The sequence below is a fragment of the Bradyrhizobium sp. LM2.9 genome, from assembly GCF_054056555.1.
Genome location: NZ_JBSRYJ010000002.1, coordinates 1457804 through 1482752 on the forward strand (window position 1 = coordinate 1457804; position 24949 = coordinate 1482752).

Sequence of the window (24949 nt, forward strand, 5' to 3'; positions counted from 1 at the left end):
TCGAAGGAAGGAGGCCGTGGGGCAGGCCTACCGCTTCCGGTTGACGAACGCCTGCATCAGCCGCGTCGGCTCGTCGGTCAGGAACGATTGGCCGAACACTTTCACGCTCAAATTCACCGACTCCGTCAGCGGCAGTTCCTCCCATTGCCGAAGCAGTGCCTTCTGCGATCGCAGCGCCTCGGGGCCGCATTCGAGCAGCGCCTGCACGAGGTGCTCGACGGCCGCGTCGAGTTCGCCCTCCGGCGCGACCTTGTTGACCAGACCCCAGGCCAGCGCCGTCGGCGCGTCGATGTTTTCGGCGGTCATCACCAGCCAGCGCGCGCGGGCCCAGCCGATCAGGCGCGGCAGCAGCGCGGCATGGATCACCGAGGGGATACCGACGCGCACCTCCGGCATGCCGAAATGCGCATCATGCGCGGCAATGCGGAAGTCGCAGGCCGCGGCCACTTCGAGCCCGCCGCCGAGGCACCAGCCCGGCATGCGTGCGATCACGGGGGCGGGGAAGGCGCGCACGGCCTCGCAGAGGTCGCGCAGGCGGCTGATGAAGGCTTCGGCCGATGTCTGGTCGAGCTTCACCATCTCCTTGATGTCGGCGCCGCCGATCATGCTCTTCTCGCTCTGGCCGCGCAGCACCATGACGCGGATGCTGCGATCAGTCGCGAGCTTCTGCAAACCTTCGCGGACCGCGTCGGTCACGGGGGAGCCGAGGATGTTGAGCGAGCCGGCGTTGCAGATCGCGACATGAACGACGCCGCGCGCATCGCGCGTCACGCCGCAGTGGTGGTTGAGCATTTCCATGATGGGATCTCTGATTTCGTGGACGTTGCGCAAAGGTACGCCGTTCGGGATCACTTCCGAGCCGAAACGCATTGGTTGTCAAGCGGTGGGGGGCGGAGTTGCCAGCGCGAAGTCCGCGAGATAGCATGATTCACATCATGCAATGGAGTGTCCATGTCCGACAACGATCAACTCGACCTGTTTTCACCCGCGCAACGGCGCGAGCGTGTCGTGGACTGGCAAGTGCCCGCGCCGGTCGCAAAGGCGGCCATGGGGCTATCGGGCATGGATGCGATGATGGGCATCCGCGACGGGCGCCTGCCGCCGCCGCCTTTTGCAAAACTGATCGGGTTCACGATGGCCGTGGTCGAACCGGGCCGGATCGTGATGGAACTGGAGCCGCGCGAGGATCTCGAAAATACCATCGGGCTGCTGCACGGGGCGACCGCCGCGGCGCTGATCGATACTGCCATGGGCTGTGCGATCTCGACCCGGTTGGAGGCCGGGCAGAACTCGGTCACTCTCGATCTGAAAATGACCTTCCTGCGTCCGCTCTCGGTTCGTTCCGGGCTGATCTCGGCCGAAGGTAAAGTGATCAAGCTGGGACGGCAGAGCAGCTACGCCGAAGGTTTTGTGCGCGACGGCAAGGGGGCGCTCGCGGTCCATGCAACTGCAACCTTTTCGATGATCGGCAATATCTTAACATGAATTAATGCGCCGCTTGGTCCATTTCTGTGTTATGAGATGATCTTCGACATTCAATGAGACCAGCATGCGCTATTCCCGGGAACACAAGCAGGAAACACACGACCGTATCGTGAAGAAGGCTTCCGTGCGGCTGCGCGAAAAGGGCGCCCACGGCATTGGCGTCGCCGACCTCATGAAGGAAGCGGGCCTGACCCATGGCGGCTTCTACGCGCATTTCGATTCCCGCGAGGCGCTGGTGATCGAGGCGTTTGGCTACGCCATGGATCGTGGGATGGACCATTGGCGCAAGATCACCGACGAGGTCGCGCCGGAGAAGCGGCTGGCGCTGATCGCGGAAGCCTATCTCTCAGCGCTCCATCGCGACAATCCCGGCCATGGTTGTTCGATTCCCGCGCTCGGCGCCGAGATCGCCCGCGAGAGCCCGAAAACGCGAAAGGCCTTTGCCGGCAAGCTCGACGAGATGATCGAGATGATGACCGATTTCATCCCGAACCTCCCGCGCAAGGCCGCGCGCAAGCAGGCAATCGCGACGCTGACAACCATGGCCGGCACCATGCTGCTGGCGCGCATCGCCGGCTCGAGCGAACTGTCGGACGAGGTGCTGAAGACGGGCAGGGAGAGCGCGCTGGATGGCGCGCGCCGTGAGCCGAAGACTGCGGCGGCGAAGAAGGCGAAGCAGAATTAGCGACAGCCAGAGGCTCCAGGCCTCATCCTGAGGAGACCGCGAAGCGGTCGTCTCGAAGGATGGTCGCGGGTGAGATACCGGCCTCTATGGTTCGAGACGGCGCTGCGCGCCTCCTCACCATGAGGATCTGGCAGTTGGGCTCTCAACACCCCGAATTCACCGCCCCGCAAACAGCGCACGCTCGCGCTCGACGATCTCGCTGATGTAATCCGCCACAGCCCTGATCCGCGCGAGGTCCTTGCTGTCGGCGTGCATCAGCATCCAGAAGGTGCGGGTGATCGAGACCTCTTCCGTCAGTACCGCAAGCAGCTGCGGATAGTCGGCCGCCATGAAGTGCGGCAGGACAGCGATACCGAAGCCCGCGAGCGTGGCATTGAGCTGCGCGATCAGATTGGCGCTGCGCAAGCGTGCGGAGATCTTCGGCGACACCTGCGGCAGATAATCGAGCTCGGGCGTGAACAGCAGCTCCTCGATATAGCCAACGAAGCGGTGCTGCGGCAGGACCTCGCGCGAGGTGATTTTCGGGAAGCGGTCGAGATAGGCGGGCGCGGCATAGAGCCCGAGGCGGTAGTCGAGCAGTTTGCGGCCGACGATGCGGCCTTCCTTCGGCATGGTCAGGCTGATGGCAATATCGGCCTCGCGCTTGGAGAGGCTGAACAGCCGCGCGGTCGCGACCAGTTGCAGATCGAGGTCGGGATAGCGGTCGGCGAAGGGTGCGAGCCGCGGCGCCAGGAACGCAGTCCCAAAACCGTCGGGCGCGCCGATCCGCACCGTGCCGGTCAGCCGAGCCACGGAGCCGCCGACCTGCTCCTGGTTGGCGACGATGGTCGATTCCATCGCCTCCGCGCTGTCGGCGACGCGCTGCCCGGCCTCCGTCAGGAGGTAGCCGGTCTTGCGCCGGTCAAACAGCTTTGCTGAGAGGTGCTTCTCCAGCCGGTCGACGCGGCGGATGACGGTGGCATGGTCGACGCCGAGCTGTTTTGCCGCAGCCGAAACCGAGCCGCCCCGCACGATGGCCAGCACAAAGCGGAAGTCGTCCCAGTCGATAGCGCCTTGATCCAGCATTTTCGCACATCTATGGTGCATTATCTCAGACTTGAATCCTATAAAATGCAGGTTGATAGGATTTGTCAAAGCGATCGTGCTCGACTTCCAGGGAGATCATTCCATGCGTTCAATCGGACATTTCATCGGCGGCAGGGAGGTCAAGGGCACATCGGGCCGCACCGCCGACGTTTTCGAGCCGATGACCGGTGACGTCCAGGGCAAGGTAGCGCTGGCGTCCAAGGCCGAGGTCCGCGCTGCCGTCGAGAACGCCCGCGCCGCGCAGCCGGAATGGGCCGCGACCAACCCGCAGCGCCGTGCCCGCGTGATGATGAAATTCGTCGAGCTGGTGCAGCGCGACTACGACAAGCTTGCCGAGATGCTGGCGCGTGAGCACGGCAAGACCGTGCCCGACGCCAAGGGCGACATCCAGCGCGGCCTCGAAGTCGCCGAATTCGCCTGCGGTATCCCGCATCTGATGAAGGGCGAATACACCGAAGGCGCCGGACCCGGCATCGACATCTACTCCATGCGCCAGGCGCTCGGCGTCGTCGCCGGCATCACGCCGTTCAATTTCCCGGCGATGATCCCGATGTGGAAGTTCGCCCCCGCGATCGCCTGCGGCAACGCCTTCATCCTGAAGCCTTCGGAGCGCGATCCCGGCGTGCCGATGATGCTGGCCGCGCTGATGATCGAGGCGGGCCTGCCGGCCGGCATCCTCAACGTCGTCAACGGCGACAAGGAAGCGGTCGACGCCATCCTGGACGATCCCGACATCAAGGCTGTCGGCTTCGTCGGCTCCACGCCGATCGCGCAATACATCTACGAGCGTGCCGCGCAGACCGGCAAGCGCTGCCAGTGTTTTGGCGGCGCCAAGAACCACGCCATCATCATGCCCGATGCCGACATGGACCAGGCCGTCGACGCGCTGATCGGCGCCGGCTACGGTTCGGCCGGCGAACGCTGCATGGCCGTCTCGGTGGCCGTGCCCGTCGGCAAGTCCGCCGCCGACCGCCTGATGGAAAAGCTGATCCCGCGCGTCGAGTCGCTCAAGATCGGCACCTCGATCGATCCGTCGGCCGATTACGGTCCGCTGGTGACGCGCGAGGCGGTCGAGAAGGTCAAGGGCTATATCGATATCGGCATCAAGGAAGGCGCGACCCTCGCCGTCGACGGCCGCGGCTTCAAGATGCAGGGCTACGAGAACGGCTTCTATCTCGGCGGTTCGCTGTTCGACAACGTCACCAAGGACATGCGGATCTACAAGGAAGAGATCTTTGGTCCCGTGCTCTCGGTCGTGCGCGCGCACGACTACAAGGAAGCGCTGGCGCTGCCGTCCGAGCATGACTACGGAAACGGTGTTGCGATCTTCACCCGCGACGGCGATGCCGCACGCGACTTCGCGGCCAAGGTCAATGTCGGCATGGTCGGCATCAACGTGCCGATCCCGGTGCCGATCGCCTACTACACCTTCGGCGGCTGGAAGAAGTCCGGCTTCGGCGATCTCAACCAGCACGGCCCGGACTCGGTCCGCTTCTACACCAAGACCAAGACGGTGACCTCGCGCTGGCCGTCCGGCGTCAAGGAAGGCGCGGAGTTCTCGATTCCGCTGATGAAGTAAGGCTGTAGCCCAGCCCGTCATTGCGAGCGTAGCGAAGCAATCCAGACTTTCTCCTCGGACACACTGGATTGCTTCGTCGCTTCGCTCCTCGCAATGACGAGAACAGTGAGCAGCCCATCATGCAGTTCGCTCTGAACGAGGATCAGATTGCGGTTCGCGACATGGCGTTGGCGTTTGCGGCTTCGAAGATCGCGCCGCACGCGCTACGCTGGGACGAGGAGAAACATTTTCCCGTCGAGATCATGCGCGAGGCCGCCACGCTCGGGATGGGCGGCATCTACATCCGCGAGGATGTCGGCGGCTCCGCCATGACGCGGTTCGACGCGGCGCTGATTTTTGAGGCGCTGGCGACGGGCTGTCCGACCACCTCGGCTTTCATCTCGATCCACAATATGGCGTCCTGGATGATCGATGCCTACGGCAGCGACACCCAGCGCCACACATGGTTGCCAAAGCTCTGCACCATGGAGCTGATTGCGAGCTACTGCCTGACCGAGCCCGGCGCTGGCTCGGACGCGGCGGCGCTTCGCACCCGCGCCGTGCGCGACGGCGATCACTATGTGCTGAACGGCCAGAAGCAGTTCATTTCCGGCGCCGGTGGTACTGATCTCCTGGTCGCGATGGTGCGCACCGGTGGCGATGGTCCCGGCGGCATCTCGACCCTGGTCATCGACGGCAAGACGCCGGGCGTCTCGTTCGGCGCCAACGAGCGCAAGATGGGCTGGAACGCGCAGCCGACCCGCGCCGTGATTTTCGAGAACGCCCGCGTGCCGGTCGCCAATCGCTTAAGCGAAGAGGGCGTCGGCTTCAAGATTGCGATGGCCGGTCTCGACGGCGGACGTCTCAACATCACGGCATGCTCGCTCGGTGGTGCGCAGACCGCGTTCGACAAGGCGCGTTCCTACATGAAAGAGCGCAAAGCCTTCGGCAAGCGCCTAGACGAATTCCAGGCGCTGCAATTCCGCCTCGCCGACATGGCAATCGAGCTCGAGGCCGCGCGCACATTCTTGTGGCGCGCAGCGGCGGCGCTGGACCGCAAGGACCCGGACGCCACCATGCTGTGTGCCATGGCCAAGCGTTTTGGGACCGACGCCGGCTTCGAGGTCGCCAACCAGGCGCTCCAGCTCCATGGCGGCTACGGTTACCTCAGCGAATACGGGATCGAGAAGATCGTGCGCGATTTGCGGGTGCACCAGATCCTCGAAGGCACCAATGAAATCATGCGGCTCATCGTGGCGCGCAAACTGATCGAGGGCGGGCGATGAGTGGTGTGGAAGAGCACGATCTGGTCGCACGGGTCGAGGGCTCGGCCGGCATTATCAGGCTTAACCGTCCGAAGGCGATCAACGCCGTGACGCTGGAGATGTTTCGCGGCATCGACAAGGCGCTCGACCGTTTTGAGGCCGATCCTGCTGTTGCCGTGATCGTGCTGGAAGGTGCCGGCGAGCGCGGCCTGTGTGCCGGCGGCGACATCCGCGCGCTCTGGGAGAGCTCGAAGGTCGACGGCGATCTCGGCAAGATTCTGTGGCGGGAGGAGTACATCCTCAACGCCCGGATCAAGAAATTCCCAAAACCCTATGTCGCCTTCATGGACGGCATCGTGATGGGCGGCGGCGTCGGCCTCTCGGCCCATGCGAGCCATCGAATTGTCACCGAGCGCACCAGGCTCGCGATGCCCGAGGTCGGGCTCGGTTTCTTCCCCGATGTCGGCGGCACCTATCTGTTGTCACGCTCGCCGGGCGAGATCGGCACCTATTTTGGTCTCACCGGCCAGACCATGAACGGCCCCGACGCCATCCATGCGAAATTCGCCGATGCCGTGGTGCCGGTTGCCAAATGGCCGGGGCTGCGCGAGGCGCTGACCAAGGTTCGCCAGGGCGTGACCGCGGCTGATGTGAGCAAGTTGATCAACGGTTTTGCCACCGGCGAGGCCGCGGGGCCGGTGGCGGCCAGGCAGGCGACGATCGACGCATTGTTCGGCTTCGACCGCATGGAGGACATCGTCGCTGCGCTCAAGCGCGACGGCTCGGAGTTCGCCCATGCGACATTGAAGACGCTCTACGAAAAATCGCCGCGCGGCATGGTGGTAACATTGAAGCTTTTGCGGCTCGCGCGCACGGCGTCGAGCCTGGAGGAGTGCCTGGTGCGCGAATATCGCGCGGCGCTGGAAGTCTTCCGCAGCGACGATTTTCGCGAGGGCGTACGCGCCGCCGTGATCGACAAGGACCGCAATCCGACCTGGTCGCCGCCGCGTATCGAGGATGTCACGCCGGACCTGCTTGCGCCGTATCTCACCGAGATTGGCGCCGACGAATTGAAGTTCAACTAATCAACGAAACGCATCAGCGGAGGACATCGAGATGGCCACGATTGCATTCATCGGTCTCGGCAACATGGGCGGCCCGATGGCGGCCAATCTGGTCAAAGCCGGCCACAAGGTGGTGGCCTTCGATCTCGCCGAGGGCTCGCGCAACCAGGCCAAGGCCGATGGCGCCGGCATAGCCGACAGCGCGGCGGGCGCAGTGAAGGGCGCTGATGTCGTCGTCACGATGCTGCCCGCCGGCAAGCACGTTCTCGGCGTGTGGGGCGAGGTCGTTCCTGCGATGACCAAGGGCGCGCTGATCATCGACAGTTCCACCATTGACGTCGAGAGCGCACGGCAGGCGCATGCGCTGGCCGCCAAGAACGGCGTGCTCGCGGTCGATGCGCCGGTTTCCGGCGGCACCGGTGGCGCCAAGGGCGCGACGCTCACTTTCATGTGCGGCGGCGAGGAGCGCGCGTTTGCGGCGGCCAAGCCGGTGCTGGAGAAGATGGGCAAGAAGATCGTGCATTGCGGCGGCGCCGGCGCTGGCCAGGCGGCAAAGATCTGCAACAACATGATCCTCGGGATTTCCATGATCGCGGTGAGCGAAGCCTTTGCGTTGGCTGAGAAGCTCGGCCTCTCGCATCAGGCGCTGTTCGACGTCGCCTCGACCTCGTCGGGCCAGTGCTGGTCGCTCACGACCTATTGCCCGGTGCCGGGACCGGTGCCGACCTCACCGGCCAACAACGACTATAAGCCGGGTTTTGCCTCGGCGCTGATGGTAAAGGATCTGACGCTGGCGCAGGATGCCGCCAAGGCCGCGGGTGCGGCGACGCCGCTCGGCAAGCATGCGCAGGAGATCTATCAGTCCTTCGACGCAGCGGGCCAGGGCGGGGTGGATTTTTCCGGAATTATCAAGCACGTTAGGGGTCTGGCCGGGAAAGCTTGATGACGACATTTCAGGAAGCGCGCGCGTTTCTGCTTCATAACCGCACGGACTATGAGACAGCGGTCAAGGACTTCCGCTGGCCCGATCCGGTTCCTTTCAACTGGGCGCTCGACTGGTTCGACGCCGAGCTGGCGGCGAATATTGACAGCAAGGATCGTCCTGCGCTCTGGATCGTCGATGCCGCACAGGACCGGCAGACCAAATTGTCCTTCGCGGCACTCTCGCTCCGCTCCAACCAGGTGGCGAACTTCCTCCGCGCGCAGGGCCTGAAGCGCGGCGATCATCTCCTGCTGCTGCTCGGCAATGTGGTTCCGCTGTGGGAGACGATGCTGGCTGCAATGAAGCTAGGCATCGTCGTGATCCCCGCCACCACGCTGCTCACGGCCGACGAACTCCGCGACCGGCTCGATCGCGGCAAGGCGAAGGCGGTGGTCGCCGCCGAGGATCAGGTCGCAAAATTCACCAGCCTTGGTGCGGAGAACATCGTCCGCATTGTGGTCGGTGCGGCCTCCGACGGCTGGCTTGCCTATGACGGAGCGGCAAAAGCTTCGGAGCAATTCACGCCTGACAGCCCGACCAACGCCGATGACGCGATGCTGCTTCTATTTCACCTCGGGCACCACGGCAAAGCCAAAACTGGTGCGGCACAGCCAGCGCAGCTATCCCGTCGGCCATCTCTCGACCATGTATTGGATCGGGTTGAAGCCCGGCGACGTCCATCTCAACATCTCCTCGCCCGGCTGGGCCAAGCACGCCTGGAGCTGTTTGTTCGCGCCGTGGAATGCGGGCGCGACCGTGTTCGTGGTCAACCAGCCGCGCTTCGACGCCAAGGGACTGCTTGCCACCATCGGCCGCTGCGGCGTCACCACGCTGTGCGCGCCGCCGACGGTGTGGCGGCTGTTCATCCAGGAGAACCTCGCAGCTTTCAAGGTGGCGTTGCGTGAGGTCTGCGGCGCAGGCGAGCCGCTCAATCCTGAAGTGATCGACCAGGTGCAGGCCGCCTGGGGCCTCACCATCCGCGACGGCTATGGCCAGACTGAAACGACCGCGCTCGCCGGCAACTCGCCGGGGCAAAAGATCAAGGTCGGATCGATGGGCCGGCCCTTGCCGGGCTACCGCGTGCAGGTCAGCGACGCCGACGGCTATCCTGCCAGGGAAGGCGAGGTGGCGCTGCTGCTGGGCCGTGAGCGTCCCGCCGGCCTGATGCAAGGATATCAGGGCGACGACGGCGGGCTGTCCGGCGCCGAAGGCGAACTCTATCGCAGCGGTGACGTCGTGTTCGAAGACGAGGATGGCTATCTCACGTTCGTCGGCCGCTCCGACGACGTGTTCAAATCCTCCGATTATCGCATCAGCCCGTTCGAGCTGGAGAGCGTGTTGCTCGAGCATGAGCTGGTGGCGGAAGCCGCCGTGGTGCCGAGCCCGGATCCGATCCGGCTCGCGGTTCCCAAGGCCTTCGTGCTGCTGACCGCGGGCGCGGAGCGATCGCCAGCGACGGCGCTCTCGATCTTCCAACATCTGCATACGCGCCTTGCGCCGTTCAAGCGCATCCGCCGCCTCGAAATCGTCACGGAGCTGCCGAAGACGATCTCAGGCAAGATCCGCCGCGTGCAGCTCCGACGTCTCGAGCGCGACGACGACCGCAATGATCCCCTGCGCGGCCGGGAATTCCGCGAGGAGGATTTTCCGGAGCTGCCGAAAACACGGAGTGAGACCTAAGTGAACGAAGTCTGGAAGAAGCCGCCGATTTCCTTGGACGCCTATCAGGCCATGGTCGGCAAGGAGATCGGCGTGTCGTCGTGGCACCTGGTCGACCAGCCCCGCATCGACACCTATGCCGACGTGATCGAGGATCACCAGTTCATCCATGTCGATCCGGAGCGTGCGAAGAGGGAAACGGCGTTCGGCACCACCATCGCGCACGGCTTCCTCACGATGTCGCTGCTGTCGATCATGTCCTATGAGGTGATGCCCGTCATCGCGGGCACCACGATGGGTGTCAATTACGGTTTCGACAAGCTGCGCTTCATCTCGCCGGTGCGCTCGGGCAAGCGGGTCCGCGGCCGCTTCGTGCTGGCGGAAGCCAAGCTGCGCAAGGCGAACGAATTGCAGTCGCGCACCAACGTCACGGTAGAGATCGAAGGCGAAGACAAGCCCGCGCTGGTCGCGGAGTGGCTTGGGTTGATCTATTTCGCGTAGGTCGGGTCGGGCTTGACCCGGCCAGCCATCGCTGCTCAAAAGCGACCCAATGTCGGGGCTTCCCCTCTCCCACAAGGGGAGAAGGGAAGGGAAGAACAGGACTTAACTCATGGCAATTAGGTTCGACGGACGCGTCGCCATCGTTACCGGCGCGGGCAATGGTCTCGGACGGGCGCATGCGCTGGGGCTGGCGAGCCGCGGTGCGAAAGTCGTAGTCAACGATTTCGGCGGCGCGCGCGATGGCAGCGGCGGTTCGCTCTCGCCCGCGGAAGCCGTGGTCGAGGAAATCCGCAAGGCCGGCGGCACCGCGATGGCCGACGGCGCCGACGTTTCGAATTTCGAGCAGGTCACCGCCATGGTCGAGCGCGCCACCAGGGAGTGGGGCAGCGTGGACCTTTTGTGCGCCAATGCCGGCATTTTGCGCGACAAGTCGTTCGGCAAGATGGAAGCGGCCGATTTCCAGAAGGTGCTCGACGTGCACCTCGTCGGCACCTTCTATTGCTGCAAGGCAGCCTGGGCCGGCATGCGCGACCGCAGCTACGGCCGCATCGTGCTGACCACGTCGTCCTCCGGCCTCTACGGCAATTTCGGGCAGGCCAATTACGGTGCGGCCAAGTCGGGCATGATCGGCCTGATGAACGTGCTGGCGGAAGAGGGCCGCAAGTCAGACATCCGCGTCAACATCATCTCGCCGACGGCGGCAACCCGCATGACGGAAGAGCTGCTGCCGCCGCAGGCGCTGCAATTGATGAAGCCGAACGCGATCACGCCCGCGGTCGAGTACATGCTCAGTGAGGATGCGCCGACCCGCACCATCATGGGCGCCGGCGCCGGTTCGTTTGCGGTGATCAAGATCGTCGAGAGTGAAGGCGTCAACCTGCCGGAGTCCGAGTGGACCCCGGACGGGGTCGCGGCGCATTTCGCCGAGATCAGCGACATGTCGAAGGCGAAGGCGCTGCAGGGCGCGTTCGAGCAGACGCAGAAATACGTGGCGCAGGCCGCGGCGCGCGCCGGGGTAAAACTCTGACAGGCGTCGCCGTCATCGGCGCCGGCCCTGCCGGGCTGATGGCGGCCGAAGTGCTGGCGCAAGGCGGTGCTCGCGTCACCGTCTACGACGCGATGCCGTCCGCGGGCCGCAAATTGTTGATGGCGGGCCGCGGCGGGCTCAATCTCACCCACAGCGAGCCGTTGCCGCAGTTCATGGCGCGCTATCGCGAGGCGGCGCCGAAGCTGCACGCGGCGATCGCAGCGTTTCCACCTGACGCCTTGCGTACCTGGAGCGAGGCGCTGGGTGAGCCGACGTTTGTCGGCTCCAGCGGGCGTGTGTTTCCGAAAGCGTTCAAGGCCTCGCCCTTGCTGCGGGCCTGGCTGCGACGGCTCGATGCCGCCGGCGTGCGCTTTGCCTTTCGCCATCGCTGGATGGGCTGGGACGGGGAGGGACGGCTAGTCCTTGAAAAACCCGGCGGCGGCGCCGCCATCGCCGCAGACGCCACGGTGCTGGCACTCGGCGGCGCAAGCTGGCCGCGACTGGGCTCCGATGGCGGCTGGACTACGATCCTGGCCGACAAAGACATTTCAATCTCGCCGCTGCGGCCTGCGAACTCCGGCTTCATCGTCGCCTGGTCCGAAATCTTCCGCACGCGCTTCGAAGGCCATCCGCTCAAGGGGGCTGTGCTGTCCTTCGGCCCGCACCGCGCGCGCGGCGAAGCCGTCATCACAAGCGGCGGGATCGAGGGCGGGGCGATCTATGGATTGTCGGCCGAACTGCGCGAGGCGATTGCGGCGAACGGCGAAGCGGTCCTGCACGTCGCTTTGCGGCCGGACGTACATCATGGCGAACTCGTCAAGCGTCTGTCCGCCTCGCGCGGCAAGCAATCATTCTCCAACTTCTTGCGCAAGGCTGCGCAGCTGTCTCCGGTCGCTGTCGGGCTGTTGCAGGAAGCGGCCATCGGTGCGGGTCAATCGTTGTCGGCAATGTCGGCTGAACGATTGGCGGAGCTGATTAACGCCGTGCCGATCAAGCTCGCAGGCGTGGCGCCGATCGCGCGCGCGATCTCCAGCGCCGGCGGGATTTCGTTCGACGAGCTCGACGCGGACTTCATGATCCGCAAGCTGCCGGGCGTGTTCGCAGCCGGTGAGATGCTGGACTGGGAGGCGCCGACGGGTGGCTATTTGCTTCAGGCCTCGTTCGCGACGGGGGCTGCGGCGGGGCGGGGTATGCTCATGTGGCTCGACCGCTAAACACCGTCATTGCGAGCGTAGCGAAGATTCCATGGGGAGTGGATAGCGACCAAGTCTGAGGCCAGACTGAGGTTGCAATACCACCCAACCTGGAGACGACGATGTTGCTCGATCATCCTTCCGACGGACCGACCGCTATCCGCACGCAGTTTGGCGCAATTTTTGTGTCTTTGGAACTGAGCCGTTCGACATGGCTGGTGACCTCGCTGTCGCCGGGCCATAGCGAGAAGATGTCCAAACACAGCGTGAAGGCCGGCGATCTTCCGGAACTTTTGAAGCTGTTTTCCGAGCTGAAGCAGAAGGCCCTGGCGCGAACGGGGGAAAGCTATCGGATCGTGAGCATCCAGGAGGCGGGGCTGGACGGGTTCTGGCTTCACCGCGCTCTGCAACAGGAAGACATTGAGAGCCACGTGGTCGATCCGGCCTCGATCGCGACCCCGCGCCGGCGCCGGCGCGCCAAGACGGACCGGCTGGATGGTGAGACGTTGTTGCGGTCGCTTCTGGCCTACAAGCGCGGCGAGCCGCGGGTCTGTGCGATGGTCGCTGCTCCCTCCCCGGAAGAGGAGGACCGTCGCAGGCTTTGCCGCGAGCGGCGGACATTGATCGCCGAGCGGATCGTGCATGTGAACCGGATCAAGGGTCTTCTGTTCGCACAAGGCATATTCGACTACGTGCCGATGCGGCGCAACCGCCGGGCAGCGCTCGATGTCCTGCGCACGGGGGACGGACGGGTGCTGCCGGCGCATTTGAAGGTCCAGATCGGCCGCGAACTCGACCGGCTCGAACTGCTGCTCGAGCAGATCGCGGCGGTGGAGCGCGAGCAGGATGCGTTGCTGGCCGCGAGCAGGCCGGCCGGAGGGACGGAGGGATCGAACCCGGTCGCGATGCTGCTCGACCTGAAGAGCATGGGTCCGAACTTCGCTGCCGTTCTCTGGACGGAGGCCTTCTGGCGACAGTTCGCCAACCGCCGCCAGGTTGCGTCCTATGCCGGTCTTGCGGCCACGCCCTGGCGCAGCGGCGGGATCGCGCGCGAGCAAGGCGTGTCGAAAGCCGGCAATCCGCGCCTGAGAACCACGATGATCCAGCTCGCCTGGTTATGGATCCGCCACCAGCCGCAATCGGCGCTGACCCGATGGTTCAACGCCAACAGCCCGCGCGGCCGCAAGCGCACGATCGTGGCGCTGGCGCGCAAGCTGCTCGTGGCCTTGTGGAAGTACGTGACCGCCGGCGTCGTGATTGAGGGAGCCGTGATGAAGTCCGCCGCCTGAGGCAACCCCTCTCACAGTCTTCAAACCAATCAGCCGAGGAACGATCAGCCTCGGCCGATCCGGGTGGACGAACCGATGGATTGCATGGCTTCAAATGCCGCAACGAAGAATGGTCCCGTCCTCGAGCCTGCCCCGCCGCAAGCGGAATGTTGGTGCAGTCGCGAGCGCGCGACGACCGGATGTGAGTTTGATCTGGCACGCGAAACCAGATTGCGAAAACCGGCTCGAACCTGAGATCGCCTGACGAGAAGGAGCTATCCGCCCCGCATCCGCCCGACCACCAAAGCCTGATGGCGTGCTCGCTCGCGTCAAGGTCAAGCCGCTTCGCGGCGGCCCTCCGGGCCGACCTTGACACGATCTGCGCGCGCCATCCGAAAGACCCAGCGGTCGGGACGAAAAGCTGGCAGCAATCAAACAAAAAGCTGAACATCCGCCTTGACACACCAAATCCCCATGTGAGCAATCCAGAATCCTCCACGGAGGTAGTCTGGATTGCTTCGTCGCAAGAGCTCCTCGCAACGACGGCTGTGGAATCGTCGAAGCCCCTACCGCAGCTTCCCCCGTGCCGCGACTGGAAGCGTGCCGATGATTTCTTCGCCGCGCACCATCACCACCTCGTCCATCATGTTGACGACGACGCAGACGTGGTTCGGCACCACACGTACGATGTCGCCGACATTCGGACGCGTGTTGCTGCGGGAGAGGTCGAGGAAGCCGTGCTCCTCGGCGAAGCGCGCGATCTTGGCTTCAGGGTGCTCCAGGATCAGGCCGTGGCCGTCGAGGCCGCCGGTATCCGTGGTCAGCGTCTTGGAGCCGGCATCGAGAATACCGCGCTCGGGCGCGGCGCGGCTGACCACCGTCGAATAGATGTGAAGCGCGCAGTCGTCCCAGGTGGCGGAGCCGGCGGCGACCTGCATGCGGTCGTTGTAGATATAGGTGCCGAAGCGGTGCTCGGTGCCGCCCTTGAGCTTGCCGAGATTCTTCAGGTTTGGCGTGCCACCGGTCGAGACGATTTTTGCATCCAGCCCGTGCGCGCGCACGCCGGCCAGAGCCTCGTCGTAGAACTTTTGCGCGTCCGCCCAGCCGGTCTCGGTCGGATACAGCATGAAGCCGGCGAACTCGAGCCCCTTGGACGCGGCGATCTCGCGCGCGAGCGCAATCGCCTCGGCCGGCGTTTCAACACCGGCGCGCTTGCGCCCCGTGTCGCATTCGACCACGACCGACAGCGGTCGGCCCGACGCAGCGGCGGCCTTGGGCAGACCGGCGACGACGGTCGAATTGTCGGCGGCGACCGTCATGTTGGCCTTGGCCTGCAACGCCCCTAACCGCGCCATCTTCTCGTCGCCGAGCAGGTTGTAGCTGATCAGGATATTATCGATGCCGGCATTGGCCATGATCTCGGCTTCACCAAGCTTCTGGCAGGTGATGCCTTTCGCGCCGGCCGCGATCTGCATCTTCGCGATGGTCGGATTCTTGTGCGTCTTGATGTGGGGACGGTTGGCGACACCCGCGTCATCGCAGGCCTTCTGGATGCGCGCGATGTTGCGTTCGACCTTGTCCATGTCGATGACGGCGCAGGGCGTGCCGTATTCGCGGGCAATTTTTGCAGCGAGTGTCGTTGTCATGGGTCAAGCTTTCTCGATCTCTTCGCGCCGCACTTCGAGCTCCAGCCATTTGTCCTCGGCCTCGGCCAGTTCCCCTTGCGCTTTCGTCAGAGCGTCGGAGGCCTGATCGAAGCGCTTGCGATCTTTGCGGAACAGATCGGGGTCGTCAAGGAACCGCTGCTGCTTGGCGATTTCGGCCTGCAGTTTGGCGATGGTCTTGGGCAGCGTCTCCAGCGCGTGTTGCTCGTTGAACGTCAACCGTCGTTTCGTGACGCCGGAAGGTGCTGTTGACCGCGTCTCTCTCTTCTCTTCGGCGGCTTTCGCCGTCGCGCGCTTCAAGTCGACGCCACGCTGGGCCAGCATGTCGGTGTAACCGCCGGCATATTCGAGCCAGCGCCCATCGCCCTCGGGCACGATCACGGACGTCACCACGCGGTCGAGAAAATCGCGATCATGGCTGATCAGAATTACGGTGCCCTCGTAGTCGCCGAGCATTTCCTCGAGGACGTCGAGGGTCTCGAGATCGAGGTCGTTGGTCGGCTCGTCCAGCACCAGGAGATTGGAGGGCTTCGCCAGCGCGCGTGCCAGCATCAGCCGGCCGCGCTCGCCGCCGGACAGCACCTCCAGCGGCGTGCGCATCTGTTCCTGGGCGAACAGGAAGTCCTTCATGTAGCTGACGACATGCTTCGGCTTGCCGCCGACCATGACGTGGTCGCCGCGGCCGCCGGTCAGCGCCTCGGCCAGCGTCGATTTGGGATCGAGACTTTCGCGGTGCTGGTCGAGCGTCGCCATCTCGATGTTGGCGCCGAGCCGTAAGCTGCCGCTGTCCGGTGCGCTGCCGCCGGTCAGCATCTCGATCAGCGTCGTCTTGCCGGCGCCGTTCGGGCCGACGATGCCGATGCGGTCGCCGCGCTGGACGCGGATCGAGAAGCCGTCGACGATCTTTCGCTCGCCATAGGACCGGCTGATATTCTTGGCCTCGATGACGAGCTTGCCGGACTTGTCGGCTTCGGCAGCCGCGAGGTTGGCGTTGCCCGTCGCTCCGCGATGGGTGCGGCGCTGGTCGCGTAGCGCGTGCAGGTTTCCAAGCCGCTTGACGTTGCGCTTGCGGCGGCCCGAGACGCCGTAGCGCAACCAGTGCTCCTCGTTGACGATCTTGCGGTCGAGCTTGTGCTGGTCGCGCTCTTCCTCCGCGAGCACCTCGTCGCGCCAGGCCTCAAAGGCGCTGAAGCCGCGGTCGATCTGCCGGATCTGGCCGCGGTCGAGCCAGGCGGTGCTGCGCGAGAGATTGCTCAGGAAGCGCCGATCGTGGCTGATGATCACCAGCGCGCAGCGGCGGCTCTCCAGTTCGCCCTCCAGCCATTCGATGGTCGTGAGATCCAGATGGTTGGTCGGCTCGTCCAGCAGCAGGATATCGGGTGAGGGCGCCAGCACGCGCGCCAGCGCGGCGCGGCGCGCTTCGCCGCCCGACACATGCGCCGGGTCTTCTTCGCCGCTGAGGCCGAGCTGTTCGACCAGATAGCGCGCCTGATAGTGATCGTCGCCGGCATGGAGGCCGGCCTCGACATAGGCCAGCGTGGTGGAGAAACCGGCAAAATCGGGCTCCTGCGGCAGGTAGCGGATGGTGGCGCCGGGCTGCACGAAACGGCTGCCGCCATCCGGTTCGACCAGGCCGGCAGCGATCTTGAGCAGTGTCGATTTGCCCGAACCGTTGCGGCCGATCAGGCAGACGCGCTCGCCGGTCGAAACCGACAGTTCGACGTTCGCCAGGAGCGGCGTGCCGCCAAAGGTCAGCTTGATATCGCGCAGTTGAATCAGCGGTGGCGCCATGCGGTGTCTCAGTCCTGTCCTGTTGCGGCCTGGTCGGCGCGGCGGCGCTGAATGCGGCGGATGGTCTGGTCGAGCGTCGACAGAAACGTCGAGCGGTCGCGTGGTGCAAACGATTTCGGGCCGCCCGTGACTTCGCCCGCCGAGCGCAAATCCGTCATCAGGTTGCGGACCGCGAGCGTCATCCCGATCGATTCTTCCGTGAATGGCTTGCCGTTGGATGCAATCACATCGGCGCCGGCCTTCACGCAGCGGCTCGCGAGCGGAATATCCGAGGTAATAACGATATCGCCGGGCCCCGCGCGCTCGGCGATCCAGTCGTCGGCGGCATCCATACCGGCGCCCGCGGCCACCCGCTCGATCAGCGGGTCCTGTGGCACACGGATGAAATTGCCCGCGACCACGCTCACGGGCAAGCCGTGCCTGCCGGCGACGCGATAGATTTCGTCCTTGACGGGGCAGGCGTCGGCGTCGACGTAGATGCGGGTGGTGTTTTGAGGGTTCGTCATTATCCGTAGATGGGGCTTGCGAAGCGGTTCCGCAGCCCGCGCGTGGTACCCCATCCGGGCCGCAAAGGCGAGGGGATTGACCCCGGTTCCTCAAGGCCTACGATCGGTCCGCAACAACAAGAATTCAGAGCAAGAATTGAGGGAAGGTGACCCCATGCCGAACCGGCTCGAAACCCATCGCGTCGTGGCCTACAACACTGCAAAACAATCCGAAAACAAGATGCATGACGACAATGTGGCGCGCCGCTTCGGCTTTTCCGGCGGGCTGGTTCCGGGCGTCGATGTCGTCGCCTACATGATGCACGTGCCGGTGGCGCGCTGGGGCCGCGATTTCCTGTCGCGCGGGCTGGTCGAGGCGCGCTTCATCAAGCCGGTCTATGACGGCGAGACCGCCGATGTCGATGCGACCGAGCACAATGGCTTGCTCACGATCGAGGTGTTCAGCCGCACCGAGCTCTGCGCCACCGGGACGGCAACGCTGCCGGCGGCCGCCGCGACTGCGGTGTCGTTGAGCGAGTATATCGCGGTGCCTGTGGTGGCCGAGCGTAAGCCAGTCAGCGCAGCGACCTTCGAAACCGGAAATTGGCTGGGCACGACGCCCCGGCGCTGGGCCGGGCAGGATGCAGCCGACTACCTCGCCGACATCAGGGAGCCCGATCCGATCTTCACGCGCGAGGGGCTCGGCCATCCCGGCCTGATCCAGCGCGTCATGAACCGCGTGCTGGTGGACAACACCATTCTGGGCCCGTGGATCCATGTCGGCAGCCGCATGCAGCTGCTGTCAGCCGCACGCGTCGGCGACGAGATCACCGCGCGGGCAAAAGTCACCGCGAACTACGAGAAGAAAGGCCACCGCTTCGTCGAGCTCGACGCGCTGGTGCTCGCCAACGGCACGACGCCGCTGGCGCATTGCCAGCACACCGCGATCTACCAGCCGCGCGAGCAGGCGGCGGCGTAACAACACGCGCTGTCATGCCCCGCGAAGGCGGGGCATCCAGTACGCCGCGGCTTCTCGATTCTAGCCGCGCCGCCTCTGGAATACTGGATCGCCCGCTTTTGCGGGCGATGACAGTTGTGGACGCGGAGATTACGCAGCCTTACGCCGCCTTCGCATCCTGGATCGCGCGCCACACCCGCTCCGGGGTCAGCGGCATGTCGATATGCTTGATGCCGTAGTCGGAGAGGGCGTCGATCACTGCGTTCACCACCGTCGACAGGCTGCCGGCGCAGCCGGCTTCGCCGCAGCCCTTGCTGCCGAGCGGATTGGTCGTGGCCGGCACGGGGTGGTCGCCGACCGTCATGAACGGAACGTCCTCGGCGCGCGGCAGGGCGTAATCCATCAGCGAGCCCGTGATCGGCTGACCGCTCTCGTCGTAGCGGACGTGCTCCATCAGCGCCTGCCCAATTCCCTGGACGACGCCGCCATGGAGCTGGCCCGCGACCAGCAGTGGGTTGATCACCGTGCCGAAATCGTTGACGGCGCTGTACTGGACGACCTGCACGACGCCGGTGTCAGGGTCGATCTCGACCTCGGCGACGTGGCAGCCGTTCGGGAAGGCCGAGGGCACCGGTTCGCTGGTGTGGTCGACGTCGAGGCTGTCAGGCACGCCCTCCGGCGTCTTGCCGTCATGCAGGCGCTTGGCGAGCTCCATGATGTCGATGCTGCGGTCGGTGCCGGCGATCGTGAAACTGCCGTCGGCGAATTCGATGTCGGCTTCGGACGCTTCCAGCATGTGCGCAGCGGCACGCTTGCCCTTTTCGATCACGAGCTTGGCGGCACCTACGATCGCCATGCCGCTCGCGGTGATCGAGCGCGAACCGCCGGTGCCGTTGCCGGTGTGGACGATGTCGCTGTCGCCCTGCACCAGCTTGACGCTGTCGAAGGGCACGCCAAGCTGCGCACACAGCACCTGCGCGAATGCGGATGCGTGGCCCTGGCCGTAATCGAGCGTGCCGGTGATGAGCTGCACGGAGCCGTCGGGATCGAACACGATCTTGCCGAGCTCGACGCCGGGAGGTGCCGTAACCTCCAGATAGGAGCCGACGGCGATACCGCGCAGCTTGCCGGCCTTCTTGCTCTCCTTCTTGCGCTTGGCAAAATTCTCGTGGTCGGAGATTTCGAGCGCCTTGTTGAAGACAGCCTGGAAGTCGCCGCTGTCATAAGTGACGCCGGAGGAGGCGGCGAACGGCATCTGGTTCTGCTTGATGAAGTTGCGCTTGCGCATCGTCAGGCGGTTGATGCCCATCTCGTCGGCGGCGCGGTCGATCAGCCGCTCCATGTAGTAGTTGGCCTCGGGCCGGCCGGCGCCGCGATAGGCGCCCATCAGCGTGGTGTTGGTCAGCACCGTCTTGATGTCGACGGCCATCAGCGGTGTGCGATAGACGCTGGAAAAGTTCTTGCTGGTGTTGAGCGAGAGCGGACTGGGCGCAACGCCGGTGATGTAGGCACCGAGATTGCCGTAGCCTTCGAGCTTTGCCGCGAGGAAATGCCCCTCGGCGTCAAGCGCCAGCTCGGCATGAATCTTCTGCGCGCGGCCGTGGCTGTCGGACAAGAAGCTGGTGGAGCGTTCGTCCAGCCACTTCACCGGGCGGCCGAGCTCCTTGGCCGCGTACAGGATGCACATGTATTCGGGGTAGTTGACGTTCTTCATGCCGAAGGAGCCGCCGACATTGGCGGTGAGGATGCGCACCTTCTCGTTCGGCACTTTCAGGTTCTTGGCGAGGTTGGCGCGGTTGCCGGCGACGCCCTGCGTCGGCATCTGGATGGTGTAGCGCTCGGTCTTCTTGTCGTAGGAGGCAAGGCCAACGCGGGGCTCCATCGAGACCACGGCGACGCGGGTGTTCTCGATGTCGACCTTGGTGACGTGCGCGGCACTTGCGAAGGCCGCGTTCACCTTGTCAGTGTCGCCGTAGTGGTAGTCGAGCGCGACGTTGTTCGGGATGTGGTCATAGAGAAGCGGCGCGCCGGGCTGGGCGGCTTCCTCGGGGTCCGTCACCGCCGGCAGCGGCTCGATATCGAGCTCAACCGCTTCAGCGGCGTCGCGTGCCTGTGCCAGCGTCTCAGCCACGACGAAGGCGACGGGATCGCCGACGAAGCGCACCTTGTCGGTCGCCAGCGGCTGGCGGTTGGTCTGGCGCAGGGGGGAGCCGTCGCGGTTCTTCAGCGGCAGGCCGCAGGTGAAGGGGCCGTAGCCGGCCGCATCGAGGTCCGTGCCGGTCCAGACCCCGAGCACGCCCGGCAGCGCCTTGGCGGCGTCGGTGTTGATGCCGCGGATGACACCATGGGCATGGGTGGAGCGGACGACGACGGCATGGGCCTGGCCGGGCAGGTTGAAATCGTCGGTATAGCGGCCCTTGCCGCGCACCAGCGTGTCGTCCTCCTTGCGGCGGACCGGCTGCCCGACGCCGTATTTTTGCAGTGCAATAGCGTTTTCGAGCGTGGATGATTTCGTGTGTTCTTGCATGGAAATGACCTGAAAAGCCGGCATTTGCGCATTTTCGCGCCAGCGGGGGACCGGATCCTGCTGAGATAACCCACCGGCCCGTTCACGACAACGCACGAATGGGCATGGTCCCATGTGATGCGTTGTTGCGCAGGACTGACGCACTGCTAAGGTTTCAGGCGAAAAAGCAATTCCAGCTCGGCCCACCCGGCCGCGGAAAGACAATTTGTATGAATGACCACACGCGGCTCCGCGACGGCCTCGCGCCGCACGGTGAGCTGGGGTCGATGGCGGCGGTGGCGTTTGCCACGGAACCGGCCGTCGGCGCGCAAGCGCCGGGAACCGGCGTCTATGCGGCGCTGGACCTCGGCACCAACAATTGCAGGCTCCTGATAGCCTGTCCGACCCATGACGGCTTTCGCGTGGTCGATTCGTTCTCGCGCATCATCCGGCTCGGCGAGGGTGTCTCGGCAACCGGCTGCATCAGCGAGGCTGCGATCGAGCGCGCCGTCGTGGCGCTCGGCATCTGTCGCGACAAGATCAATCTGCGCAAAGCCAAGCGATTGCGGCTGATCGCCACCGAGGCCTGCCGTGCGGCTTCGAATGCGGAGGATTTTCGCAGCCGCGTCGCGGCCGAGACCGGCATCGAGCTCGAGGTGATCGACCGCGAGACCGAGGCGGCGCTCGCCGTGCTCGGCTGCTCGCCGCTGGTCGATCCCAGGGGGCGCGGCGCGATCCTGTTCGACATCGGCGGCGGCTCGACCGAGCTGGTGCGGATCGAGCGCGACTGGGAGAATCCGGAGCCACGCATAAAAGCCTGGATGTCGATTCCGTTCGGTGTGGTCACACTGGCCGAGCAATTCGGCGGGCGCGACGTGACGCCGGAGATCTACGCTGCGATGGAGCGCGAGGTCGCCCGTCACATCACGCCGTTCGCCGAACAGCATGGCGGCGATCTTGCCGACATGCATCTGCTCGGCACGTCGGGCACGGTGACGACGCTTGCCGGCATCCATCTCAAGCTCGCGCGCTACGATCGGCGCCGGATCGACAGCGTCTGGATGAATGATACCGACGTCACCGCGACCATCAACATGCTGCTCGGCATGAGCTACGAGGAACGCGCCGGCAACAGCTGCATCAGCGTCGAGCGCGCCGATCTCGTGCTGGCCGGCTGCGCCATCCTCGATGCGATCCGCCGCGCCTTTCCGCTGCCGCGCCTGCGCGTCGCCGACCGGGGCCTGCGCGAGGGCATGCTGGTCGAGATGATGCGCGAAGACGGCGCACTCAGGAGCTGGTGAGATGGCCAAGGACACCACCGGCCGCTTGCACGTCCAGGTCAAGACCCACGGCAAGCGCAAATTGTCGTCGAAGCTCTGGCTGGAGCGGCAGCTCAACGACCCCTATGTCATCAAGGCGAAGGCGCTGGGCTATCGCTCGCGCGCCGCGTTCAAGCTGCTGGAGATCGACGACAAATATCGGCTGCTCAAGCACGGCATGGCGGTGGTCGATCTCGGCGCTGCGCCGGGCGGCTGGAGCCAGATCGCCGCCAAGCGCGTCGGCTCGGTCGACGGCAAGGGCAAGGTGATCGCGATCGACCTGTTGGACATCCCCGAGATTGCCGGCGTCGAGTTCGCTCAGCTCGATTTCATGGACAATGACGCGCCGGACAAGCTCAAGGCCATGCTCGACGGCGGCGCCGATGTCGTGATGTCCGACATGGCCGCCAACACCACCGGCCACCGCAAGACCGACCAGCTCCGCATCGTCGGCCTGATCGAGACCGCCGCCGCCTTTGCCTGCGACGTGCTAAAGCCCGGCGGAACTTTTTTGGCAAAGGCGTTCCAGAGCGGCGCCGACGCCGAGCTGCTCGCTCAGCTCAAGCGCGATTTTGCGACGGTGCGTCACGTCAAGCCTGCCGCAAGCCGTGCGGATTCCTCGGAGCGCTACGTGCTCGCGACGGGATTTCGGGGCGGGGCGACGGAATAGCAACAAACTCCGTCATTGCTCGCAACGACGAGAACAGAGACTACCCCAGCCGCTGATCCCGCGCGTCCTGGGTATCCTCCGTCGCTGCCTTGATGGCGGCACTCGCCGCGCCCTTGCCCGCACCCTTGCGGCTCGCGATCTCGACCGCCTTGCGGCCGGAGACTTCGTGGCCGGCATCATCGGGCATCTGCCAGAAGAACCAGCTCGACGCAGCCGAGGTCAGGGCGATCACGACGAAGGCTGGCGCAAACACGGTGGCGTTGAGCTCGCTGACATGGCTGAGCCACATCGTGGTCTCCACCGAGGCGGCACCCACGGCGACGCCGGCCGAGACCGCGAGCTGCTGGTTGACGCTGACGAGCGTGGTGGCGCGGCTCATCTGCGCGGTCTCGACGTCGGCATAGGCCACCGTGTTGATCGCGGTGAATTCCAGCGAGCGGAAGAAGCCGCCGATCACCAGGATGATCATGATGATGAGCAGCGGCGTCGTCACCGTGAACAGCGCACAGGCGGCGAGGAAAACCGCGCTGACGAGTGCGTTCACCGTCATCAGATTGCGGAAGCCGAAGGCGCGGATGATGCGTGCGGCCAGCGCCTTCATGCCCATGGCGCCGAGCGAAGAGCCAAACGTGACGAGACCGGACTTGAACGGCGACAGGCCGAAGCCGATCTGCATCAGCAGCGGCAACAGGAACGGCAGCGCGCCGATGCCGAGCCGGAATATGAACCCGCCGAGAATGGCCGCGCGCAGCGTCGGAAGCCTCAGCAGCGAGAAGTCGAGCACCGGCGATCCCGTCCGCCGCGCGTGAATGACGTAGAGCGTCATCGAGATCGATCCGCCGACGACCAGGGCGGCAATCGTGCTCCACGGCAACAGATTGAGACCGGCAACCGAGAGCCCGAACGCAATGCCGGCAAGGCCGAGGCCCGCCAGCACCATGCCGTAGAGGTCGAACGGCTCGCGTTCCTCGCTCTTGATGGGATCGATGAAGCGCAAGGCCATGAAGATGCCGAGCAGCCCGATCGGGATGTTGATCAGGAAGATCCAGTGCCACGACGCATAGGTGGTGATGAAGCCGCCGAGCGGCGGCCCGATCACGGGGCCGATCAGGGCAGGGACCGTCACCCAGGCCATTGCATTGACCAGCGCGCTCTTGTCGACGGAGCGCAGCAGCACGAGGCGTCCGACCGGGGTCATCATCGCTCCGCCCATGCCTTGCAGGATGCGCGCGAACACGAAATCGTTGACCGATGTCGAGAGCGCGCAGCCGACCGAGCCGATCATGAACACGCCGACCGCGATCGCAAACACCATGCGCGCGCCAAACCGGTCGGCGGTCCAGCCGCTCGCCGGGATGAACACCGCAAGCGACAGCAGATAGGAGGTGATCGCGAGCTTGAGCGTCAACGGGCTGGTGCCGATGTCGGCCGCGATCGCCGGCAGCGATGTGGCGATGACCGTCGAATCCATGTTCTCCATGAAGAGAGCAGTGGCCACGATCAGTGGAATGACGCGTTGCTTGTCGACCATGACGAATTGGTAATGGAAATCGGAAGGAAGGGCGAAGTTGCGGCTTATCACCGCCGCCGACCCGCCACCATTGCGGATCAACGCATAGCACCTAAATCCTGCGTGACCCCAGATGGGCGCGCCCCTGCGCCGGAGATCGCGATGATTTACCGGCACGGGGCCGTCGTGGACGCCATCCGGCGGCACGGGCCGCGGAGCTATCCGCGCTGAACTTGCCTAAAAAGGCCTGTGCATGGCTGGCCGGCGGTCCGA

At 64.9% G+C, this 24949-nt stretch carries 20 protein-coding genes and 2 pseudogenes; 15 read left to right on the forward strand and 7 right to left on the reverse strand.

The annotated features are described in order from the left end of the window. Positions 1-27 precede the first annotated feature (27 nt). A complete protein-coding gene (locus ACVWW3_RS08210) occupies positions 28-798 on the reverse strand; it encodes an enoyl-CoA hydratase (RefSeq protein ID WP_456652050.1) in 771 nt (256 codons plus the stop codon). A 153-nt stretch (positions 799-951) separates the two neighbouring features. Between ACVWW3_RS08210 and ACVWW3_RS08215 the strand changes: the two genes are divergently transcribed. After that, complete coding sequence (locus ACVWW3_RS08215) at positions 952-1485, forward strand: PaaI family thioesterase (RefSeq protein WP_456650364.1); 534 nt, start codon at positions 952-954, stop codon at positions 1483-1485. Between the two features lie 64 nt (positions 1486-1549). After that, positions 1550-2170, forward strand: coding sequence for a TetR/AcrR family transcriptional regulator (locus tag ACVWW3_RS08220; RefSeq protein WP_247345957.1), 621 nt, complete (start codon positions 1550-1552; stop codon positions 2168-2170). Between the two features lie 156 nt (positions 2171-2326). Here the strand turns inward: ACVWW3_RS08220 and ACVWW3_RS08225 are convergent, their stop codons facing one another. After that, the gene (locus ACVWW3_RS08225) at positions 2327-3235 is read right to left on the reverse strand and encodes a LysR family transcriptional regulator (protein ID WP_354046790.1); all 909 of its coding nucleotides are present in this window, start codon (positions 3233-3235) and stop codon (positions 2327-2329) included. Positions 3236-3338: 103 nt separating this feature from the next. Between ACVWW3_RS08225 and ACVWW3_RS08230 the strand changes: the two genes are divergently transcribed. The 10 genes and pseudogenes from ACVWW3_RS08230 (at position 3339) to ACVWW3_RS08275 (ending at position 13794) form a co-directional block, all read left to right on the forward strand. Further along, a complete protein-coding gene (locus ACVWW3_RS08230) occupies positions 3339-4835 on the forward strand; it encodes a CoA-acylating methylmalonate-semialdehyde dehydrogenase (protein WP_247345963.1) in 1497 nt (498 codons plus the stop codon). Positions 4836-4954: 119 nt separating this feature from the next. Then, the gene (locus ACVWW3_RS08235) at positions 4955-6100 is read left to right on the forward strand and encodes an isobutyryl-CoA dehydrogenase (RefSeq protein WP_456650363.1); all 1146 of its coding nucleotides are present in this window, start codon (positions 4955-4957) and stop codon (positions 6098-6100) included. Next, positions 6097-7164 (forward strand): enoyl-CoA hydratase/isomerase family protein, encoded by a 1068-nt coding sequence (locus ACVWW3_RS08240; RefSeq protein ID WP_456650362.1) that lies wholly within the window; start codon positions 6097-6099, stop codon positions 7162-7164. The genes ACVWW3_RS08235 and ACVWW3_RS08240 overlap by 4 nt, the downstream gene beginning before the upstream one ends. Positions 7165-7177: 13 nt before the next feature. Then, positions 7178-8086 (forward strand): annotated as a pseudogene (mmsB, locus tag ACVWW3_RS08245) (3-hydroxyisobutyrate dehydrogenase); the annotation flags it as partial. Beyond that, positions 8086-8532: pseudogene (locus ACVWW3_RS08250) on the forward strand (AMP-binding protein); the annotation flags it as partial. The pseudogenes mmsB and ACVWW3_RS08250, both read left to right, overlap by 1 nt. Positions 8533-8614: 82 nt before the next feature. After that, entirely contained in the window at positions 8615-9805 is a 1191-nt protein-coding gene (locus ACVWW3_RS08255) for an AMP-binding protein (protein ID WP_456671933.1), read from the forward strand. Beyond that, positions 9806-10285, forward strand: a complete 480-nt coding sequence (locus tag ACVWW3_RS08260) for a MaoC family dehydratase (protein WP_456650360.1) — start codon at positions 9806-9808, stop codon at positions 10283-10285. 109 nt (positions 10286-10394) lie between these two features. Beyond that, a complete protein-coding gene (locus ACVWW3_RS08265) occupies positions 10395-11312 on the forward strand; it encodes an SDR family NAD(P)-dependent oxidoreductase (RefSeq protein WP_456650359.1) in 918 nt (305 codons plus the stop codon). Further along, positions 11309-12526 (forward strand): TIGR03862 family flavoprotein, encoded by a 1218-nt coding sequence (locus ACVWW3_RS08270; RefSeq protein ID WP_456652049.1) that lies wholly within the window; start codon positions 11309-11311, stop codon positions 12524-12526. Before ACVWW3_RS08265 ends, ACVWW3_RS08270 begins: the two co-directional genes overlap by 4 nt. A gap of 101 nt (positions 12527-12627) precedes the next feature. Beyond that, complete coding sequence (locus ACVWW3_RS08275) at positions 12628-13794, forward strand: IS110 family RNA-guided transposase (RefSeq protein ID WP_247341006.1); 1167 nt, start codon at positions 12628-12630, stop codon at positions 13792-13794. A gap of 545 nt (positions 13795-14339) precedes the next feature. On the opposite strand, the gene ACVWW3_RS08280 is transcribed toward ACVWW3_RS08275, so the two are convergent. Genes ACVWW3_RS08280 through ACVWW3_RS08290 form a run of 3 tightly spaced genes read right to left on the reverse strand, consistent with a single transcriptional unit; the run spans position 14340 to position 17734 of the window. Beyond that, positions 14340-15419, reverse strand: a complete 1080-nt coding sequence (locus ACVWW3_RS08280; RefSeq protein ID WP_456650358.1) for an alanine racemase — start codon at positions 15417-15419, stop codon at positions 14340-14342. A gap of 3 nt (positions 15420-15422) precedes the next feature. Next, positions 15423-17228: an ABC-F family ATP-binding cassette domain-containing protein gene (locus ACVWW3_RS08285; RefSeq protein ID WP_456650357.1), complete on the reverse strand. Its 1806-nt coding sequence runs from the start codon at positions 17226-17228 to the stop codon at positions 15423-15425. An 8-nt stretch (positions 17229-17236) separates the two neighbouring features. After that, positions 17237-17734, reverse strand: a complete 498-nt coding sequence (locus ACVWW3_RS08290) for a YaiI/YqxD family protein (RefSeq protein WP_456652048.1) — start codon at positions 17732-17734, stop codon at positions 17237-17239. Between the two features lie 154 nt (positions 17735-17888). Between ACVWW3_RS08290 and ACVWW3_RS08295 the strand changes: the two genes are divergently transcribed. Continuing rightward, positions 17889-18692, forward strand: coding sequence for a hypothetical protein (locus tag ACVWW3_RS08295; RefSeq protein WP_456650356.1), 804 nt, complete (start codon positions 17889-17891; stop codon positions 18690-18692). 139 nt (positions 18693-18831) lie between these two features. Here the strand turns inward: ACVWW3_RS08295 and ACVWW3_RS08300 are convergent, their stop codons facing one another. After that, entirely contained in the window at positions 18832-21198 is a 2367-nt protein-coding gene (locus tag ACVWW3_RS08300) for a xanthine dehydrogenase family protein molybdopterin-binding subunit (protein ID WP_456650355.1), read from the reverse strand. Positions 21199-21407: 209 nt separating this feature from the next. On the opposite strand from ACVWW3_RS08300, the gene ACVWW3_RS08305 reads away from it, so the two are divergent. Further along, a complete protein-coding gene (locus tag ACVWW3_RS08305; protein ID WP_247446836.1) occupies positions 21408-22478 on the forward strand; it encodes a Ppx/GppA phosphatase family protein in 1071 nt (356 codons plus the stop codon). Between the two features lies 1 nt (position 22479). Beyond that, positions 22480-23166, forward strand: a complete 687-nt coding sequence (locus ACVWW3_RS08310) for an RlmE family RNA methyltransferase (protein WP_247346005.1) — start codon at positions 22480-22482, stop codon at positions 23164-23166. A gap of 40 nt (positions 23167-23206) precedes the next feature. On the opposite strand, the gene ACVWW3_RS08315 is transcribed toward ACVWW3_RS08310, so the two are convergent. Continuing rightward, positions 23207-24697, reverse strand: a complete 1491-nt coding sequence (locus tag ACVWW3_RS08315; protein WP_456650354.1) for a DHA2 family efflux MFS transporter permease subunit — start codon at positions 24695-24697, stop codon at positions 23207-23209. Positions 24698-24949: the final 252 nt, after the last annotated feature.

Bases quoted from the DNA above. Each gene is read 5' to 3' on its own strand.
- ACVWW3_RS08210 (WP_456652050.1), bottom strand. From the start codon at position 798: ATGGAAATGCTCAACCACCACTGCGGCGTGACGCGCGATGCGCGCGGC.
- ACVWW3_RS08215 (WP_456650364.1), top strand. From the start codon at position 952: ATGTCCGACAACGATCAACTCGACCTGTTTTCACCCGCGCAACGGCGC.
- ACVWW3_RS08220 (WP_247345957.1), top strand. From the start codon at position 1,550: ATGCGCTATTCCCGGGAACACAAGCAGGAAACACACGACCGTATCGTG.
- ACVWW3_RS08225 (WP_354046790.1), bottom strand. From the start codon at position 3,235: ATGCTGGATCAAGGCGCTATCGACTGGGACGACTTCCGCTTTGTGCTG.
- ACVWW3_RS08230 (WP_247345963.1), top strand. From the start codon at position 3,339: ATGCGTTCAATCGGACATTTCATCGGCGGCAGGGAGGTCAAGGGCACA.
- ACVWW3_RS08235 (WP_456650363.1), top strand. From the start codon at position 4,955: ATGCAGTTCGCTCTGAACGAGGATCAGATTGCGGTTCGCGACATGGCG.
- ACVWW3_RS08240 (WP_456650362.1), top strand. From the start codon at position 6,097: ATGAGTGGTGTGGAAGAGCACGATCTGGTCGCACGGGTCGAGGGCTCG.
- ACVWW3_RS08255 (WP_456671933.1), top strand. From the start codon at position 8,615: ATGACGGAGCGGCAAAAGCTTCGGAGCAATTCACGCCTGACAGCCCGA.
- ACVWW3_RS08265 (WP_456650359.1), top strand. From the start codon at position 10,395: ATGGCAATTAGGTTCGACGGACGCGTCGCCATCGTTACCGGCGCGGGC.
- ACVWW3_RS08275 (WP_247341006.1), top strand. From the start codon at position 12,628: ATGTTGCTCGATCATCCTTCCGACGGACCGACCGCTATCCGCACGCAG.
- ACVWW3_RS08280 (WP_456650358.1), bottom strand. From the start codon at position 15,419: ATGACAACGACACTCGCTGCAAAAATTGCCCGCGAATACGGCACGCCC.
- ACVWW3_RS08285 (WP_456650357.1), bottom strand. From the start codon at position 17,228: ATGGCGCCACCGCTGATTCAACTGCGCGATATCAAGCTGACCTTTGGC.
- ACVWW3_RS08290 (WP_456652048.1), bottom strand. From the start codon at position 17,734: ATGACGAACCCTCAAAACACCACCCGCATCTACGTCGACGCCGACGCC.
- ACVWW3_RS08295 (WP_456650356.1), top strand. From the start codon at position 17,889: ATGCCGAACCGGCTCGAAACCCATCGCGTCGTGGCCTACAACACTGCA.
- ACVWW3_RS08300 (WP_456650355.1), bottom strand. From the start codon at position 21,198: ATGCAAGAACACACGAAATCATCCACGCTCGAAAACGCTATTGCACTG.
- ACVWW3_RS08305 (WP_247446836.1), top strand. From the start codon at position 21,408: ATGAATGACCACACGCGGCTCCGCGACGGCCTCGCGCCGCACGGTGAG.
- ACVWW3_RS08310 (WP_247346005.1), top strand. From the start codon at position 22,480: ATGGCCAAGGACACCACCGGCCGCTTGCACGTCCAGGTCAAGACCCAC.
- ACVWW3_RS08315 (WP_456650354.1), bottom strand. From the start codon at position 24,697: ATGGTCGACAAGCAACGCGTCATTCCACTGATCGTGGCCACTGCTCTC.